The 15445-nt window shown below is 53.9% G+C and carries 13 protein-coding genes; all 13 read left to right on the top strand.

The features are described from left to right. The first annotated feature begins 489 nt into the window (after positions 1–489). Positions 490–1089, top strand: coding sequence for a fimbrial protein (locus ACERY3_RS25170; RefSeq protein ID WP_373226781.1), 600 nt, complete (start codon positions 490–492; stop codon positions 1087–1089). Between the two features lie 96 nt (positions 1090–1185). Next, on the top strand, positions 1186–1944 hold the full coding sequence (locus tag ACERY3_RS25165; RefSeq protein ID WP_373226780.1) for a molecular chaperone: 759 nt from the start codon (positions 1186–1188) through the stop codon (positions 1942–1944). Further along, positions 1944–2573: a fimbrial protein gene (locus ACERY3_RS25160; RefSeq protein ID WP_373226782.1), complete on the top strand. Its 630-nt coding sequence runs from the start codon at positions 1944–1946 to the stop codon at positions 2571–2573. Before ACERY3_RS25165 ends, ACERY3_RS25160 begins: the two co-directional genes overlap by 1 nt. 77 nt (positions 2574–2650) lie before the next feature. Next, positions 2651–3274, top strand: coding sequence for a fimbrial protein (locus ACERY3_RS25155; RefSeq protein ID WP_373226779.1), 624 nt, complete (start codon positions 2651–2653; stop codon positions 3272–3274). Continuing rightward, positions 3265–3993: a fimbrial protein gene (locus tag ACERY3_RS25150; protein ID WP_373226778.1), complete on the top strand. Its 729-nt coding sequence runs from the start codon at positions 3265–3267 to the stop codon at positions 3991–3993. The genes ACERY3_RS25155 and ACERY3_RS25150 overlap by 10 nt, the downstream gene beginning before the upstream one ends. 62 nt (positions 3994–4055) lie before the next feature. Beyond that, entirely contained in the window at positions 4056–4751 is a 696-nt protein-coding gene (locus ACERY3_RS25145; protein WP_373226777.1) for a molecular chaperone, read from the top strand. Between the two features lie 280 nt (positions 4752–5031). Beyond that, positions 5032–5886, top strand: coding sequence for a molecular chaperone (locus tag ACERY3_RS25140; protein WP_373226776.1), 855 nt, complete (start codon positions 5032–5034; stop codon positions 5884–5886). After that, the gene (locus ACERY3_RS25135; protein ID WP_373226775.1) at positions 5876–8542 is read left to right on the top strand and encodes a fimbria/pilus outer membrane usher protein; all 2667 of its coding nucleotides are present in this window, start codon (positions 5876–5878) and stop codon (positions 8540–8542) included. Before ACERY3_RS25140 ends, ACERY3_RS25135 begins: the two co-directional genes overlap by 11 nt. A gap of 28 nt (positions 8543–8570) precedes the next feature. Next, positions 8571–10427 carry a Wzy polymerase domain-containing protein gene (locus ACERY3_RS25130; RefSeq protein WP_373226773.1) on the top strand — a complete coding sequence of 619 codons (1857 nt, stop codon included), beginning with the start codon at positions 8571–8573 and terminating at the stop codon, positions 10425–10427. Positions 10428–10434: 7 nt separating this feature from the next. Continuing rightward, positions 10435–12660: a reverse transcriptase domain-containing protein gene (locus ACERY3_RS25125; RefSeq protein ID WP_373226772.1), complete on the top strand. Its 2226-nt coding sequence runs from the start codon at positions 10435–10437 to the stop codon at positions 12658–12660. Positions 12661–12735: 75 nt separating this feature from the next. Beyond that, positions 12736–14001, top strand: a complete 1266-nt coding sequence (locus tag ACERY3_RS25120) for an FKBP-type peptidyl-prolyl cis-trans isomerase (protein WP_373226770.1) — start codon at positions 12736–12738, stop codon at positions 13999–14001. Positions 14002–14102: 101 nt separating this feature from the next. Then, positions 14103–14774 carry a hypothetical protein gene (locus ACERY3_RS25115; RefSeq protein ID WP_373226769.1) on the top strand — a complete coding sequence of 224 codons (672 nt, stop codon included), beginning with the start codon at positions 14103–14105 and terminating at the stop codon, positions 14772–14774. Between the two features lie 349 nt (positions 14775–15123). Continuing rightward, positions 15124–15445: CaiF/GrlA family transcriptional regulator (locus ACERY3_RS25110; protein ID WP_373226768.1), on the top strand; the 322-nt coding region annotated here is incomplete at its 3' end.

The following is a 15445-nucleotide window of genomic DNA, read 5'->3' as shown; positions in this document are numbered from 1 at the left end:
AGTAATGCGGAAAGATTTGAGGGGGTGTGGCGGTTGAAAAACAAGAAAAAAAGGGTTCATTTAGGACCAAACTGTTAACTATGTTAGTTCAGCGCCGTTATTTTTCCATAACGAAAAGATGATAAAGCTCGATGCTATTTGTAAGTAGTTGTAAATAAAGGGAAAGGTTTGATGTGCTTTTGGATGTAATTATCTGTATTTAATAAGGTTATTCCTGTTTCACTCTCTTCGAAATTTGCTTTTTTCTCTCCAGTCCCTCTCACATTTATCTCTTCTTTCGAAAAGGAAAGTCCATTTTCCTGTTTCGTTCCTGAATGTTGGTTAAACCATCCGGCCCTTTCTCCTTTTAAGGCTTAAAACTCCACCTGCGGAAAATGGTTGTCAAAATGGTCCTAAATGTAACCCTTTACGCCAGTAAGGTGCCATTGTCTGGAGCCAACAAGCGCTGAACTTTGTTCAGGGTAATCAAAACTTTTTTGGAATAAAAAAATGCAAAACAAATTAATTAAGATGGGTATGGTCGCAGCAATGGTTATGACAGGTGTTTCTGCAGCACATGCAGGTGATCAGCCACAGGTAACTATCACTGGGGATGTATCTGCAGTAAGTTGTACGGTGAATGCTTCTGCATCACAGAATTCGGTATCGCTGGGTAACCGTGCAGCCTCTCAGTTTGCCGCGGGTGCTGGGATTTACTCCCAGTTGCATTACGTTGCTGACACAAAGAAAACTTTCTCTGTAGGGCTTTCAGGTTGTACAGGTACTGCAGCTAAAGATGGCGTTGTATCTCTGATGGTAACAGGGACACCTATCGCTGGTGCTGACGGGGTTTACAGCGGGGGGGTAAAAGCCACTGTCGGAACTGCGGGAGCGTCTCTTGCTGCTCCTCTCGATTTGACTAAGCCGAATGAAGACGCGCTGATTACAAATGGCACTGCTGTTCCTGTTTATAAATTTGTATCAGGTGATACTTCGGCAAATGGAGACGGTAAATTCGTTACCTTTACCACTTACATGGCTAGCACATCGGCAAACCCTGCACCACAGCATATCGAAGCGCCACTCAATTTCTCAATTGCGTATAACTAAATAGCAGTATCTGGATTTAATTGCCCGGGGGGGATATGCCCGGGCAAAAATTATTCACTAATTGCATTTGCTCCGGGTATCAGGCAAAACAATATCATGAAACTAAAAAATTTTATAAGTCGACGTAAGCATTTATTGGAATTGGCTGCTTTTATGATGCTTTGCGGTGTCGCACTATCAGCCCATGCTGACTCCGGAGGAATTAATCTTAACAAAACCAGACTTGTTTTTATGGCTAACTCAGGGCAGGTAACGGTGAATGTGAATAACACATCCGACTCTCCGTGGCTTATTACTTCACGAATGTCTCGTTTTGTCGACGGTAAAGGGAATACACCTTTTTTTATCTCACCACCTGTGTTGAGAATGGAGGGGCACTCTTCGAGTTTGTTACGTATTGTTGGTGATGCCAGTCAGTTACCCAAAGATCGCGAAAGTCTGTTTTATTTAAATGTTTCCGGTATTCCTAAAAGCAATCCGTTGTCGCGAGATAATGACAGCGGGTTTGTGTCCGGGGGGATAGTCTACTCTGTCGGTAACACCATTAAGATGTTTTATCGCCCGGAGGGGCTTGTCGCGTCAGCGGAAGATGCAGCAAAGCACCTGGCATTTTCCCGTACACCTGAAGGAATAGTAGCTAATAACGCGTCTCCGTATTATGTCAGCATGCTTTCACTGAGGCTTAACGGTCGTGATGTCAAGTTCAATGAACATCAGCAGGAAATGATCCCCCCTTTCAGCAAGGCAACTTACATTGTTCAGGGTACGTATCCTCTGAGTCAGAGTGGGCGTGCAACATGGACTGCTGCAAACGACCTGGGTGGGGTGGTCACTGGCAATGGAGAGATAAAGTGATGGGCGGCAAAGGGGGGCTGAATGACTCCCGGCACAAATGTCGTCGTTTGAGAAAAGTAACGCTTACATGGTTAGGTTTATTGCTTGCCTCGCAGGCTTCAGATGTGGCAGCCGGAAATCAGGGGGTTTTCAAGGCCGAGATAACCCCTGCTACATGCAGTGTGGCTCTTGATAGTGGAAAGGACAGCATTTCTCTGGGTATCTATGACACATCGAAATTAACTGACGCAGCAGTTATTACAAAACCTCTGCTGTCCAGTGATGACGCGCCGCAGGCTCTGAAATTAACGTGTGCAGGCTTGCCGTCCGCAAGCTTAATGCCGACGCTGACGTTGAATGGCGACGCGAGCTCTGCTAATAAAACCATGTTTCGTACTCCCGGAGCCGGGGATGATACGACGCCTTCACTGGGTATTCGTGTGCAGCTTCGCAAGAGTAGTGATATCTCAAGTTGGGACACCATTGACTACATGAGCAATCAAGGGACTTTTTCGTTGGATGACACAGGTAGCGTTGTCCCTGTGCGATTTACAATGTGGTGCATACCTGTTTCAGGGCAGACCTACGTAAACTGCAAAGAAACCGGAAAGGTGGCTGCCAGACTGACCTTTTCCTTCGATTATCAATGAAGGCAGTCACAGGCATATCCGGGAGATATTGCCCGGAATAATAAAACATACTGGCAATTAATCTTAAGGTAATGCGTATGCAAAGAATAAAAAAAGATTTTTTAAAAGCATTCCGGTTTATTGCAGCCAGTATAACTGGCTTTCCCCTGTGCCTGATTATATCTGCTAAGGTAAATGCAAACCAGCTTGATGTGAGCGTAAATACGGCTATTACTCCTGCTGTCTGTACTGTGTCGCTCGAGGGGGGGGATATGGTAGCAGGAACAGTGGATTTTGGAAAAATCGACTCCAGTGGGTTGAGTACAAGCGGAAAAGTGTCGAGCTCAAAGCTATTTAATATTAAATTTACAGGGTGTGATGGTGACTACGGCGTATCAAAACCCACGCTGACAGTAAAGGGCACCTCGGCTGGCACCGCTTCAAATGATTTATATCTTTTTCGCGATACAGGCAGTACAGCAAGTGGTCTTGGGTTTGTTTTTTTTGTCGGCGGTCAGAAGGTAACATGGACGGGTTCGGCAGAAGCGAATATTCAAAATGGTAAAAATTTCCAGGGGGCGCCGTTAAATGGAAGCAACTGGAGAAATACAGATATTCCAGTCGCTGTCGCTGTGTCGAGCGGTAATTCGTCTACTGTCAATGGCAAAGGTATTGCTGGTACATTAACTGCAACAGTCCAGTTTTACTTCACATGGCAATAAGCAGAGTGTTGCTTTTAAAATTGTGGAATGTGTTTTTCGGCCAGTTACTGTCAGGCGGAAAATATTATGCAAATAACGCTACCGGGAATGAAGAGATGTTAAAAATAACAGCGAGACTAATAAAAAATAACTCATTTTCCTTAGCATGGAGCGTGATGCTGTTGACATTGCTGGCGATGTCTCGTGGGGCACACTCTGCAAATCCGCCAGCAGTGGACGTCACCTATACGATAACGACGGTAGCACCCACCTGCGAGATAGAACGAAAAGACACTAATGGAGCAACGCTAACGCTGAATAATGTCCCTCTTGCCGCATTTTCTTCAAGCGTCACACCAGCCAAAAGTTCAGGGAAGGCTATTACTCTTAACCTGAAAAATTGCGCCGGGGTGGGGGGAAGTCAGGTGCCGGCAATTAAAGTCTGGGGGGATCGTGATAATGTCGGGACCAGTACAACCCTCTACAGAGGGGCCACCTCACAGGCTAAAGGTGTGGGGTTTGTTCTGACAAACGATAAGACGGGGGACGGTACACCATTAACGGCAGGTACTCAGGCTAACCCGACCAAAGTGAATGTCCCTGGTGCTAACGGGACGACATTGCCTGATGGTAAAACCGTTGATTTTTTTGTTCAGGTATCGCGGGATAGTTTTTCGGCAGCACAGGTAACATCAGGCGCGCTGACGGCGGCCCTGCATTTTGATTTTACGTATAACTGAAGTGTCGCTTACGACGAGACTGGCTCCAGGAAAAACGAGACATGATAAGAAAACGGTTAAGAATGTATCAGCTGCTGGTGTTGGCTGTTATCGGGCTGAATGCCAGCTTAGCTCAGGCCGGCATTGCGCTGGGACAAACAAGACTTGTTTATCCGCAGGGGGCATCATCGCAAAGCGTTACTATGCGAAATACGGAGGCGACATTTTACCTGGTGGAGGCCGCTGTAACTGACTGGGTGAGCAACAAACCCGTCTCCGCATTTTCTGTGTTACCCCCGTTATTCAGACTGGAGGGTAATGGTGAGAATGTTATCAGGGTGGTGCGGACCGGGGGGGACCTGCCGCAAGACCGGGAGTCCATTTTTCGTTTTCGCGTCAATGCGATACCGGGGCGTCCCGGGGAAATAAGTGCGCCGTCAGAGAATGGCACGCAGCTGGCGATTTCTCTTGGTATGGGGATTAAGCTTTTTTATCGACCTGAGGGGCTGAAAATGAAACCCGTTGAGGCTTACAGGTCAATTACGTTTACACGTGAAGAGCATGATGTCGTGGTAAAAAACCCGACCCCCTATTATCTGACATTTGCCACTTTATTGCTCGGGCGCGAGAAGGTGGAGATGGAAGGTGACGCTTCTATGCTGGCGCCATTTTCAGAATCCCGGTATGCATCACCCGGGCGAAAAGGGGAGCAGGCGACCTGGTCTTTCATTAATGATTATGGTGGTGTCAGTGATGACTATCATGCCCTTATTCATTAATGCATTTTTATGTATTGATATTGTCGGCATGAGATGTCATTCCTGAATTGAGAATAACGAGGAACACGCAATATAAAATATTGTGAAAAGAAATGAATTGTCAGTGAATGTGCCATGGTCGTATTTCAGGTGCAGCATGAAAGACATTCTTTATTTTACGTGATGCAAATTTCTGGCGTGGTCCGCCTGATGCATTTCATGCCGTTTTATAGTGTTCGCCGTCAGTTGAACGGGGTCTGATAATTATTTTTCTCCAGAACGGAGGAAGGGGAGTGTTATTTTGTTTTCATATAACAATGATGACGCATGTGAGAAAAGCACTGGCATAATTCGCCGTTGCCGATACTTCATGGTTTTTCTCCTTATCCTGTCTGTGGGGGGGTACTCCTCTTTAGCATTTGCGTACGGCGAACCGCTGGCGGGAACGTATTTTGAAAATACACGTGTCATTTATTCTGATGAGGATCGTCAGGGGAAAAGCATTGTTCTGAATAACAATGGAAATAATACGTATCTTGTTCAGGCCTATTTGTCAGATTCGGCGCCAGATAGCGGTATGCCGGGCGCCAGAATAAACAGTTTTATTGTGACGCCGCCACTCAACCGTCTGGAGGCTCATGCGAAGCAGGCGTTTCGTGTTTTGCGTATCGGGGGGGATTTTCCGACGAACCGAGAATCACTTTTTTATCTGACCGTGAATCTGATCCCTTCGGAAAACGCGCCAGAGCAGGAAGATAAAAACAGTAAAATAAAATTTCTGTCTGCTCTGGCTATTAAGGTTTTTTATCGACCTGAAGCATTGAATAAAGCCGGTGCCATTCGTGAGGCTGCCGCAAAAATTAAGGCTGTCATTCGTGGTGATTCGCTCGTGCTGAGTAATCCGACACCTTACTGGATAACGTTTCGCACGTTGTCGGTGGAGGGTATTGCCCTGCCCGGAAATTCACTGGCGCAGATGCTGCCGCCGTTTGGACAGCAGGTCTGGACAGTGCCTGGGGGGCTAAAAGGGAGTGGCGCAGTCAGTGTGGCGTGGCGAGCAATAACAGAAACCGGATTTGATACAGACATTATGACTGCTAACGCGGTGAGGCTGCCATCCGTGACAGAAACAAAAGGTAATCTTCGTGAACAATAAACTGAACCTCCAGCGTCCGCACTTTTCAGTCCGTCATCTGTCACCTGTCTGTATTCAGGTTCTCCTGGCTTTGTCCGGCGTGTGGAGCATGTCTGCTGTGGCGGGTGATTACTTTGACCCGTCGCTTCTTATGTTTGGTTCGCAGGGGGCGCAGCAGGTTGATTTGAGCCAGTTTGAAAGTGCCGGTGGTCAGGCCGCGGGGACGTACCGTGTTGATGTTTACACTAACGGTGAGTATTTCCGTACCGAGAATATCACCTTTACGCGAAGCGATGACGGACAACTCCATCCCGTGCTGTCGCCCTCCGATCTGGATGCGATGGGCGTTAACCTGAAAAGCTCGTCATTGCTGAGCGCGGAGCCGGCAAGCAGTCCGCTTAAAAAACCGCTTTCAGCCTATATACCTCAGGCTTTCACGAAGCTTGACTTTTCACAGATGCGGCTCAATGTCAGTGTGCCGCAGGTCAGTATGAAACCTAACCGTGATCAGGTGGCGGATCCGTCATTATGGCAAAGCGGTATGCCAGCGTTCATCCTCAACTATAACCTGAGTGGTAACACCAGTCAGTACAAGTCAGAGGGTAACCGATCTGATTCGCAAGGATTGTTTGGTTCATTCCAGTCGCGTCTTAATCTGGGGGCATGGCGTCTTCGTAACAGCTCCACATACAGCTACAACCAGCAGCGCTATGACCAGTACGACTCACTGAGTTCGGCCAAAAGTCGCGTGGTGCAGTCGCAGCAAAAATGGGCCGTGCAGCAGACAAATCTGCAGCGGGATGTCGTGGCGCTTCGCAGTCAGTTAACAATCGGGGAGACCTCCACCGGCAGCGTGGGCAGCCAGGTTCTGGATGGCTTCTCCTACCGTGGTGTGGGGTTGATGAGCAGTGACGCCATGATACCTGGCAGCATGAGTGGATTCGCCCCGGTGATCAGCGGTATTGCCCAAAGTAATGCACAGGTTTCCGTCACTCAGAACGGCAATCTGATATATCAGGCGAACGTGGCTCCGGGACCCTTTCGTTTTACTGATGTTTCGGGGAGTGGTACCGGAGGAGACCTGGTGGTGACCATCACCGAGGCTGATGGTACAAAGCACGGCTTTCGTCAGCCTTATTCCAGCCTGCCTGTGATGCAGCGAACCGGCCAGTTACGTTATGAAGTGGCCGCTGGTCAGTATTATGCAGGCCACGGCAGCACGGGGAGCACCGGAACCCCGGGCTTTGCTATGGCTTCCGCTATTTATGGCCTGCCTGGCAACATTACCTTCTACGGCGGCAGTATCGGGGCACAGAACTATCAGTCTGTTGCTCTGGGGGCAGGGTTCTCCCTCTGGAGGCTGGGGGCGATGTCGCTTGATGCCACGCATTCACGTGCGAAGCTTTCGGGTGACAGCGACACCCTCCATGGTGAGTCTTACCGCGCCCGCTTCTCAAAGAGCATGCTGACCACCGGCACCACGGTTGACCTGACTGCTTATCGTTATTCTACGCGCAACTATCTGAGCTTTAATGACGCCAATTCCCGTGGATATGACACCGGTAGCGGTCTGCCGGTATGGCTGAATTACCGCCGTCGCAGCAGTTTCGAGGTGCGCATGAGCCAGCAATTGTGGGACCGGTATCAGCTCTGGGTGAGCGGGCATCGTGATAACTACTGGGGCAGCGATAAAACAAACACAACAGTCTCTGCGGGGCTGAGCGGTGCACTTTACCGGATTGGCTGGAGCATCAACTACAGTGTTGACCGTATGCGTGGTAACGGCGACTGGCCGGAAAACCGTCAGTGGTCGCTCAACCTTAATGTGCCGATGAGTCTGTTTGGTTCGGCCTCGGCGCTTGCCGGCAGCTCCATCAACTACAGCACGTCGCACGACAATTCAGGTCGCACCAGCAATCAGGTCAGTACCGGGGGCTCCATGCTCTCTGATGGCAGCATGTACTGGAGCGCCTCGCAAAGCCAGGGCAATCAGGGGCAGGGCAACAGCGGTTCCGCAGCTCTGGGGTACAACGGCGGGTACGGCCAAATGAACCTTGGGTACAACTACGACAACAATGGTGGTCGCGGCATAACCTATGGAGCTAGCGGCGGTCTTGTTGTGCATCAGCACGGTGTCACCCTCGCCCAGAGTATCGGCGATGCGGCCATTCTGGTTCACACGCCGGGATTATCCGGCGTCAGGGTGATGAACAGTGATGCGGTCACGGATTACTGGGGGAATGCGATTGTTTCGTCTGCACAGACCTACAACCGGAACAACATTAACATTGATCCGACCAGCCTGCCGGAGGGCGCGACGCCGCCTTCGGGAAGTCAGGCGTTCTACCCGACCTCCGGTGCTGTCGTCGTGGCGGATTATAAAATCCGTATGGGCCAGCAGCTACTGATGAACCTGCGCTATCGCGACAAGCCTGTGCCGTTTGGCGCTATTGCGGTGCTGAAGGGAGATACCGACGCGGTTCAGTCGGCGATAGTGGGGGATAACGGTCAGGTGTATCTGACCGGTATGCCGGAGAAAGGGACGTTGCAGGTGAAGTGGGGGCGTTCGGCAGATGCTCAGTGTCAGGTGCCATTCCGTCTGGACAAACCGGTGGTGCGTGACCGTTCAGATAAGACCTGGCACCCCCTTAAAACTCTGGATATGAACTGCCAGTGATTCCCGGAACATCAGGAGCTTCAGCGCGATGAATAATGTAGAAATGCAGGTGACAGAAACGGGTGTATTCCCGGAGCGTCATTCACACGTGATGACCCCGGGGTACGTGCTGGCCGATCGCCTGGTGGCGTGGGGCGCCTGCCTTATGCTGGCCATTCATATGCTCTTCCTGATGCATGTGAATCTTGCGCACAGCCCCGGGACGGGGATGTCCCTGCCTCAGAATATTTTACTGTGGGGGCTTGTCGGGCTGATGGTGTTGCTGGCGTCCTGCCGACCATTGCGCGTATTCGGCTGGCGTAATGAATCCTTCATGCTGACTCTGCTCACCGGTCTGGTGCTACTTTCTCTGCCCTGGCTGTACTCGCCCGTCACGTGGCGCTATCTGGCAGATATGCGCATGGCGGGGCTTGCGGGGGGCGTTCTTTTGATGTTCGCCTGTCGGTCTTTATTTTTGACGCAAGCGGCGCGAAACCATGCCCTGATTCTGTTGATGCTCGGATGTGTCGTTGAGGCTGTGTTATGCCTTGTACAGCTTATTTTTCCTGATGTGTCTTTAGCCGGCGTGGCTGGGGTGACGAAAGAAAACCGGGTAGGTGGGATATTTTTCCAGCCTAATGTAATGGCGAGCTTTCTGGTGACTGGCCTGGCGCTGGCCTGTCACCTGACAGTCACGGGGCGTTCACGCCTGGCGCTTGCAGGCCTGCTCCCGGCGACATTGCTGATGGCCGCATGTCTTCCCCTGACGCAGAGCATTACCGGGTGGGTCTGTCTTGCGGTGCTGGTTGTTGCGATGGTTTTATCTGCCCTGAAATTCTCCCGGCGCTATGCGCTGATGTGGTTACTGACTGCTGTCATCGGGGTGGGGCTCGGGATGGGACTATACCATCATCTTCATGGCGCAATGGTTGACCATTCCGGTTCGCGCTTTTCCCGGAAAGCAATATTAATGAATACCCTGTGGCTGATTGGGCAGCGTCCGCTGGCTGGCTGGGGGTATGGTCATTTTGAGATGGCCTATATTACAGCCAGCCAGAGTACCGGCAACAGGGGGCTGGAAAGCACCGTTCTCGTGCACCCGCATAACGAACTGCTCTACTGGATTTCAGAGGGGGGCGTGGTCGCCGGTCTGGGTGTTCTGTTAATCCTGGTGGCTGGCGGGTTACTGCTCTGGCGTGCATGGCGACAGGCAGCGGATGCGGGAGGTTATGGTGCCCCGGGCAGTGAGGCGTATGGTCTCATGTGCTGCGCGTTTCCGGTGCTTATCCATACCCAGCTTGAATACCCGATTTATCTGTCTTCACTGCATTATGCCATCGTGCTGATGCTGCTGGCGTTTGCTGATATTGCCCTGAAGCATCAGGCTCAGGCTGCTGCCGGTACAACCACTTCCGGCCGCACCCGGGTCACCCTTTTTTCACTCCGTCTTCTGATGTTCTGCAGCGCTCTGTGCATTGTCGCGTGGATGGTCACCGCCATGGGCGTGGGAATGCAGCTCACGCTTGCTGAAACGCAGGGGGTGAGCCCGGCCCGGATGCAGGCCCTCCATAACGCGCGAGCCTGGAATCCCTGGGTGATGTCTGAGCGCGCCTGGCGCGTTGAGGCCGTCGCGCAGGCCGTTCGTGCACAACAAACGGGGGATATGTCACTCCTGCTGCCGGTGATTGGCTGGGAGGAGCAGTATCTCAGGCGTCATGCGGACCCGGATTTTACCGCGATGCTCATCAGTCATCTCAGGGCAACCGGTCAGAGTCGGAAGGCAGAGGAAGTGCTGTCTGGTGCAGCAAAGACTTTTCCCCGGGATGCCCGTTTTTCACCCACAGATGCGCCAGTCGGCGCGACCGGCCCGGGCGTGGCGGGCGCGGTTCAGATGAACAGTCAGTGAGGAGCATATGAATACTGTTACCCCGACATTCACTTCATGTCAGGCAGACGCCGGTAGGCTGCCTTTTCAGGTTGCTGCCGACACGCTTGATGAGGCGTGGTCATGGCTGTGCCGCAGCCGGGAAAATGCACCGGACCATGCTGACATCTGGGCTCTGCGCCATCGCTGGGCGCAGACGAGGGATGCACTGATTGCGCAGTTGGTGAGTGGTGAGTACCGGCTGACTCCGATGCTTATAACGGGACGGGGACGCAAAAAAAAAGAGGCGCAGGCATTGTGGTCTGCGCGCGACGCCCTGGTTCTGAAGTGGGTGGCGCTCATCATCGCGCCGCAACTGGCTATCCCGGCCCGCTGCGAGCACGTGAAAGGCCACGGTGGTGGTCCGTCGTCTGTGGCCCGGATGACCCGTTCACTGGTAGAGCACCGTTGGGGCTGGGTGTGCCGCACGGATGTTCGGGGTTACTACGGGAGTATAAACAAACAAAATTTACTGGCGTGTGTGTTTCGCCAGATACAGCAGCCGGTACTGCGGGACCTGATAACGCAGTACGTCCACTACACCGTGGAGTATGGCGGGGAGTTTCACACGCCGGAGAAGGGCATTGCGCGGGGTTGCTCCCTGAGCCCGTTGATGGGGGCGCTTTACCTCGCACAGATGGACACGTACTTCAGCGAACAGTCGGGCATGTATTACGCCCGCTACATGGACGATGTGGTGATACTGGCAAAGACGCGCTGGCAGCTACGCCGGTATGTCAGGGCACTGAATCAGTTTTTTAACGCCGGGGATGTCGAGCAGCACCCGGACAAGACATTTATTGGCAGAACGACAAGAGGATTTGACTGGATGGGCGCACAGATGGGTGAGCACGGTGTGGAGGGCATCGCGCAGCGCGCGAAGGTCAGCCACCGCGAACGGTTACGGCGGCTTTATGAGCGGTTCAGCAGGCGCCCGGCAGAGGGGCGTATGCGGATGTCGGCTTACCGCAGGCGGTGGAAAATATGGGCTATGGCTATCCTGATTCTCGGGGGAAGTCAGTCGGTCTTCGCGGGCTCGACACTAAAATTTGCCACGCGGGTGTTTCCGTCGGCGTTCGCGCCTGACCAAACTATATCCAACAATTCCGCGACGGCATCAACCTGGACGAGTCCTGTGGCAGGGCCTGGAGGCGGGGGTTCTTGGTTCGCTAATTTTTCAGATGCCATGCTGAAATTGCCATGGACGATCACAGGGGCCGGCCCGAACTCGGATGTGCTATCCGCGACATCTGTGGAAATCACGACTTCCGGCACGTGTACGATGGAATACGGACAAGTTGTTGGTACAGTTACGTATCCACTCGCCGGAACCTACACGCCATCGCTTGATTCATCTAACGGACCATGGTTTCGTAAAGATTCAGTCCCTTCAGGGCGGTACAAATCTGGAAACGTTCCTGCCGGCGACGGTCCACCCTGGAGGTTCTCGAGCATTCCGACAGTTGATTCTTCTGGGTACACTTGGTACTCGCCTACCGCGGACGTCGGCATACGGAGCATTGGTTCGGGGTGCTCAATCAGTGGTATTAAGGCCACATACCCCAAACAGGCTGCGGGTAATACTTACCGAGTGACATTGCGGCAGGGCCTGATCGTGTTGTCCGACTACCATACTAGTTCGTCTAATTCTTATGGCGCAGTGCTGCCGATTAATATTGATGGGTCTGATTCTAACGAAACATTTGTCATCGGCAACCTGCCCAACTGTACCTCGTTGAACGTAACCAACAAGGCTATGAACCTGGGGTCTGTGACCAGGCCTGTCGGCGGTGGCGGCACGGAAATATCTATACCAACATCGAAAACGAATCAATTTAGCCTGTCGTGTACCGGCGCATCGTCATACCCTGTCGGAGCTCTTGCGACGGTCTACGGAGGAACTGGAGCAACCCCGGTAAACTCCGACTCAAGCAAGTTGGCATTCTCTGACCCAGGACTGTACCTGTCCCTCATCGCTCCTGACTCCTGGCCCTCCGGTGTAATACCCGGCGACGGGCAAACCGCAGGAAAAGCACTTACGTTCGGCACGATAAGCGCCCCTGTACCCTTATGGGCGTGGTCGCTGCCCGCAACGACAACGATAGCTACAAATCCAGTCACCCTGACGCCAAAAGTCTTCTTGTCGGGGAGTAACTGGTCGACATCTTATGGCGACAAGAAAGTAACCGTGCGATTTACGACGACCATACAGTGACGCTGGCCGACGGCGTAAATCACTCGCCCGGCATGATAAATTTTTCTAATTGGAATCGCGCGCAGAGGAAAAAATATGAACCAAACAAGACTGTTAAATCCCATCGGTGGGCGACGTCGACTCAGTTGTTGTGGACTACTGGTTATCACTACCCTGTGTGGCTCAGGTGCGGTTAGGGCCGACACTCTTCCCCTGGCGGCCGCCGCCGTTAGTGAGCCGCCTCCGGCTCAGGCGCCCGGTGAGGCGGGGGCTGCACGCCTGACTGCCACGGACACGTCATCGCAACAAGTGGAAGAGCTCCAGCAGCAAATTAATGCACTTCAGGCGCGACTGCAGGGGTTGTCCGCGAATGCATCACACGCGTCAGAAGAGCAGCCACCGGCAACGCCGCATGACACCGTCGCATCTCCCGGGCAGGGGACTGAACATGCCGGCGATATGTCGCCTGTCAGTGGCTCACCAGGCGCTGGAGAGGCGGGATCCGCCTCAGGAAATCCGTTGCCCGTCGGAAGCGTGGGGGCGCCTTCCGCATCTGCTCATGTGCCCGCGACACCTGCCGGTACGGCGGCCGTATCACCGGCACCATCCCTGCCGTTGCCGCAGACTGCGCAGCAACCCGAATCTGCCATTTCCGCACCACGGGTCTCTGCTCCGGCGCCAGCGACCACTCCGGTGGCTCAGTCGCCTGACAATACCAGTCTGGTGCCGTCGACGGACATTCAGCGACAGGCCTACGCCAGTGGGGTTGGGGTCTGGCAGGATATCGGTAACTCGCTGGCATCCCAGCGCAGCATGGGTATTGAGCTGGATCCGAACTATGTCATGGCGGGCGTGCGCGATGCGTTTGCGGGGCATGGACTCAAAATGAGTGCCAGTGATATCAGCGATGCCATCAATGACCTGAACCGCGTTTACACCGAGCGCGCGGCTGATGTACGCACGCACCAGGAAACGGAAGGTAAGGCCTACCGCATTTCCTTCAGTAAACAAAAAGGTGCCTTCAGCGACGCCGGGGCCTGGTACCGGATAGGGAACAAAGGAAAGGGGCCTCATTTACGACCGTCTGATATGGCGGTCCTGCAGATTACCGGCACCCTGCCCGATGGCACGGTATTCGATGCCAGTGGGCGAGATGGGCAGGAGAAAACGGTCAAGGTGGGGGCTATGCTCCCGGCTGTTGCCATCGGGCTGCAGAAGGTGGGAGTGGGGGGGGAGCTCACGGTAGTAGTTCCGCCTGGCAAGGGGTACGGGGATGCCGGTATGCCGCCTGCCATTCCTGGCGGCGCCACACTCATCTTCGACATTGTGGTCAGGGACGTCGAGGGTGGTCGCGCTAACTGATGTGGGCGTGAGTGTTTTCGTACCGGGCGTCATCGGGCAGGTTCATTCGGTCAGTTGCCTTTAAGGGGCGCTGAGCGGGTCTGACACTGGAGGAGATAAGCATGCGACATGAGGATAACTTACTGCAGGCCGGTCAGGACATCCTGGTGGTGGATACCTGCTCGTTCAGGCGTCTGGCGATATGCCACTGCCTGAACGCCTGGTCTGGCGGTGTGACGGGTGTCAGTTGTCTGGAGGATGTCCCGGCAGGCCGGACGCGCTGTGTCGGTGGCGTGGTACTTGGTCTCGGGGGAACCCTGTCAGACCTGATGCGCCAGCTCCGGTCCCTGGCCGCCCTTCTGTCGGTGATGCCGGTGCCGGTGGCGCTGGTCACCGACATGTCTCCCTGCTGTGCGCTTGCCCTGCTCACGCTTGCCGGCATCCCGTCCGGGATGTCCGGTGATATACGGATTATCCCGTCGGGCCTGAGTGCAGCACGGGTGCGTGACCTGCTGCTTACCGCCCTGCGCTGGAAGAGCCCGCTACCCGGTGTGGGCAGGTACCGGCTCCCGCTGTCACCTCAGCACCTTGATGTACTGGGGGGCATGATTGCCGGTCTGGACGAGGTGACAGGTAAACCCGCGAGGGGAGCTGACATGAAAACACTGTACAGCCAGCGATACGCCACCCTTCGCCGGCTGCGGGTGGCAGGACGACATGCACTGCTGTGCGGGCGCTTTGCGCACCCGGTCTCCCGGGGGCGTGTGGTCAGCGGAGGGGGCGCAATGTCATGACAATCGCGACGTGCGTGGTGATAACCCCCACGGTACCGCGGGGGTGGACTGAGGGCCTCCGTGTCAGCACTGACTGACGCTGAACTGACCAAAAAACACCACTGATTCATCACGGGTAAAACCGGTGCTGCGGCGCTGGCGGGTTTCTGCACGCCCGGATCCGGTGCGGGTGAATCGGTGGTGGTGGTTAACGTACTGAAGTTACAGGTAAACGAAGAAATTGATGAATTGTTTTCGCCCGGACCGGCCTGAGTGAATGCGGTCGCCCGGGCGTCATAAGCCGCCGGACTGGCTGGCGGCAAACTGAAGCGCCCGGAACTGACCGGGTCAATGTGATAAGGAGCTGGCAATGGCAACATTCGATAACGAACACCAGGCGTCACTGACTGATTTTTCACAGACACATTCTGATATGAAGCGTACTGCGCGCGGCAAACTCCAGACCGGACGCCAGAGCAACCACGGCGTCTGGCGACTGCCGCCGGGCATGGAGGGGGAAGAGGGGGCGCCTCTCTGGCAGGCGGTTGCCCTCTGGGCGCTGCGACAGGGGCGCGCCGTGACCCGTGAAGAGATTTCTCAGGCCTTCTCGGTGGCTCCGCGCCGTGCGGCGGACGTGATGACCTACATCATGTGCGACCGGTCAGATGCGGTTGCGGTCCACAAGGAAGTGG

This window comes from Enterobacter cloacae complex sp. ESBL7 (genome assembly GCF_041679625.1).
Classification (GTDB): domain Bacteria; phylum Pseudomonadota; class Gammaproteobacteria; order Enterobacterales; family Enterobacteriaceae; genus Enterobacter; species Enterobacter asburiae_B.
Note: the sequence above shows the minus strand (reverse complement) of the source record. Positions and strands in the feature narration are given on the sequence as shown.

Coding starts and splice junctions, on each gene's coding strand:
- ACERY3_RS25170 (WP_373226781.1), top strand. CDS start 490: ATGCAAAACAAATTAATTAAGATGGGTATGGTCGCAGCAATGGTTATG.
- ACERY3_RS25165 (WP_373226780.1), top strand. CDS start 1,186: ATGAAACTAAAAAATTTTATAAGTCGACGTAAGCATTTATTGGAATTG.
- ACERY3_RS25160 (WP_373226782.1), top strand. CDS start 1,944: ATGGGCGGCAAAGGGGGGCTGAATGACTCCCGGCACAAATGTCGTCGT.
- ACERY3_RS25155 (WP_373226779.1), top strand. CDS start 2,651: ATGCAAAGAATAAAAAAAGATTTTTTAAAAGCATTCCGGTTTATTGCA.
- ACERY3_RS25150 (WP_373226778.1), top strand. CDS start 3,265: ATGGCAATAAGCAGAGTGTTGCTTTTAAAATTGTGGAATGTGTTTTTC.
- ACERY3_RS25145 (WP_373226777.1), top strand. CDS start 4,056: ATGTATCAGCTGCTGGTGTTGGCTGTTATCGGGCTGAATGCCAGCTTA.
- ACERY3_RS25130 (WP_373226773.1), top strand. CDS start 8,571: ATGAATAATGTAGAAATGCAGGTGACAGAAACGGGTGTATTCCCGGAG.
- ACERY3_RS25125 (WP_373226772.1), top strand. CDS start 10,435: ATGAATACTGTTACCCCGACATTCACTTCATGTCAGGCAGACGCCGGT.
- ACERY3_RS25120 (WP_373226770.1), top strand. CDS start 12,736: ATGAACCAAACAAGACTGTTAAATCCCATCGGTGGGCGACGTCGACTC.
- ACERY3_RS25115 (WP_373226769.1), top strand. CDS start 14,103: ATGCGACATGAGGATAACTTACTGCAGGCCGGTCAGGACATCCTGGTG.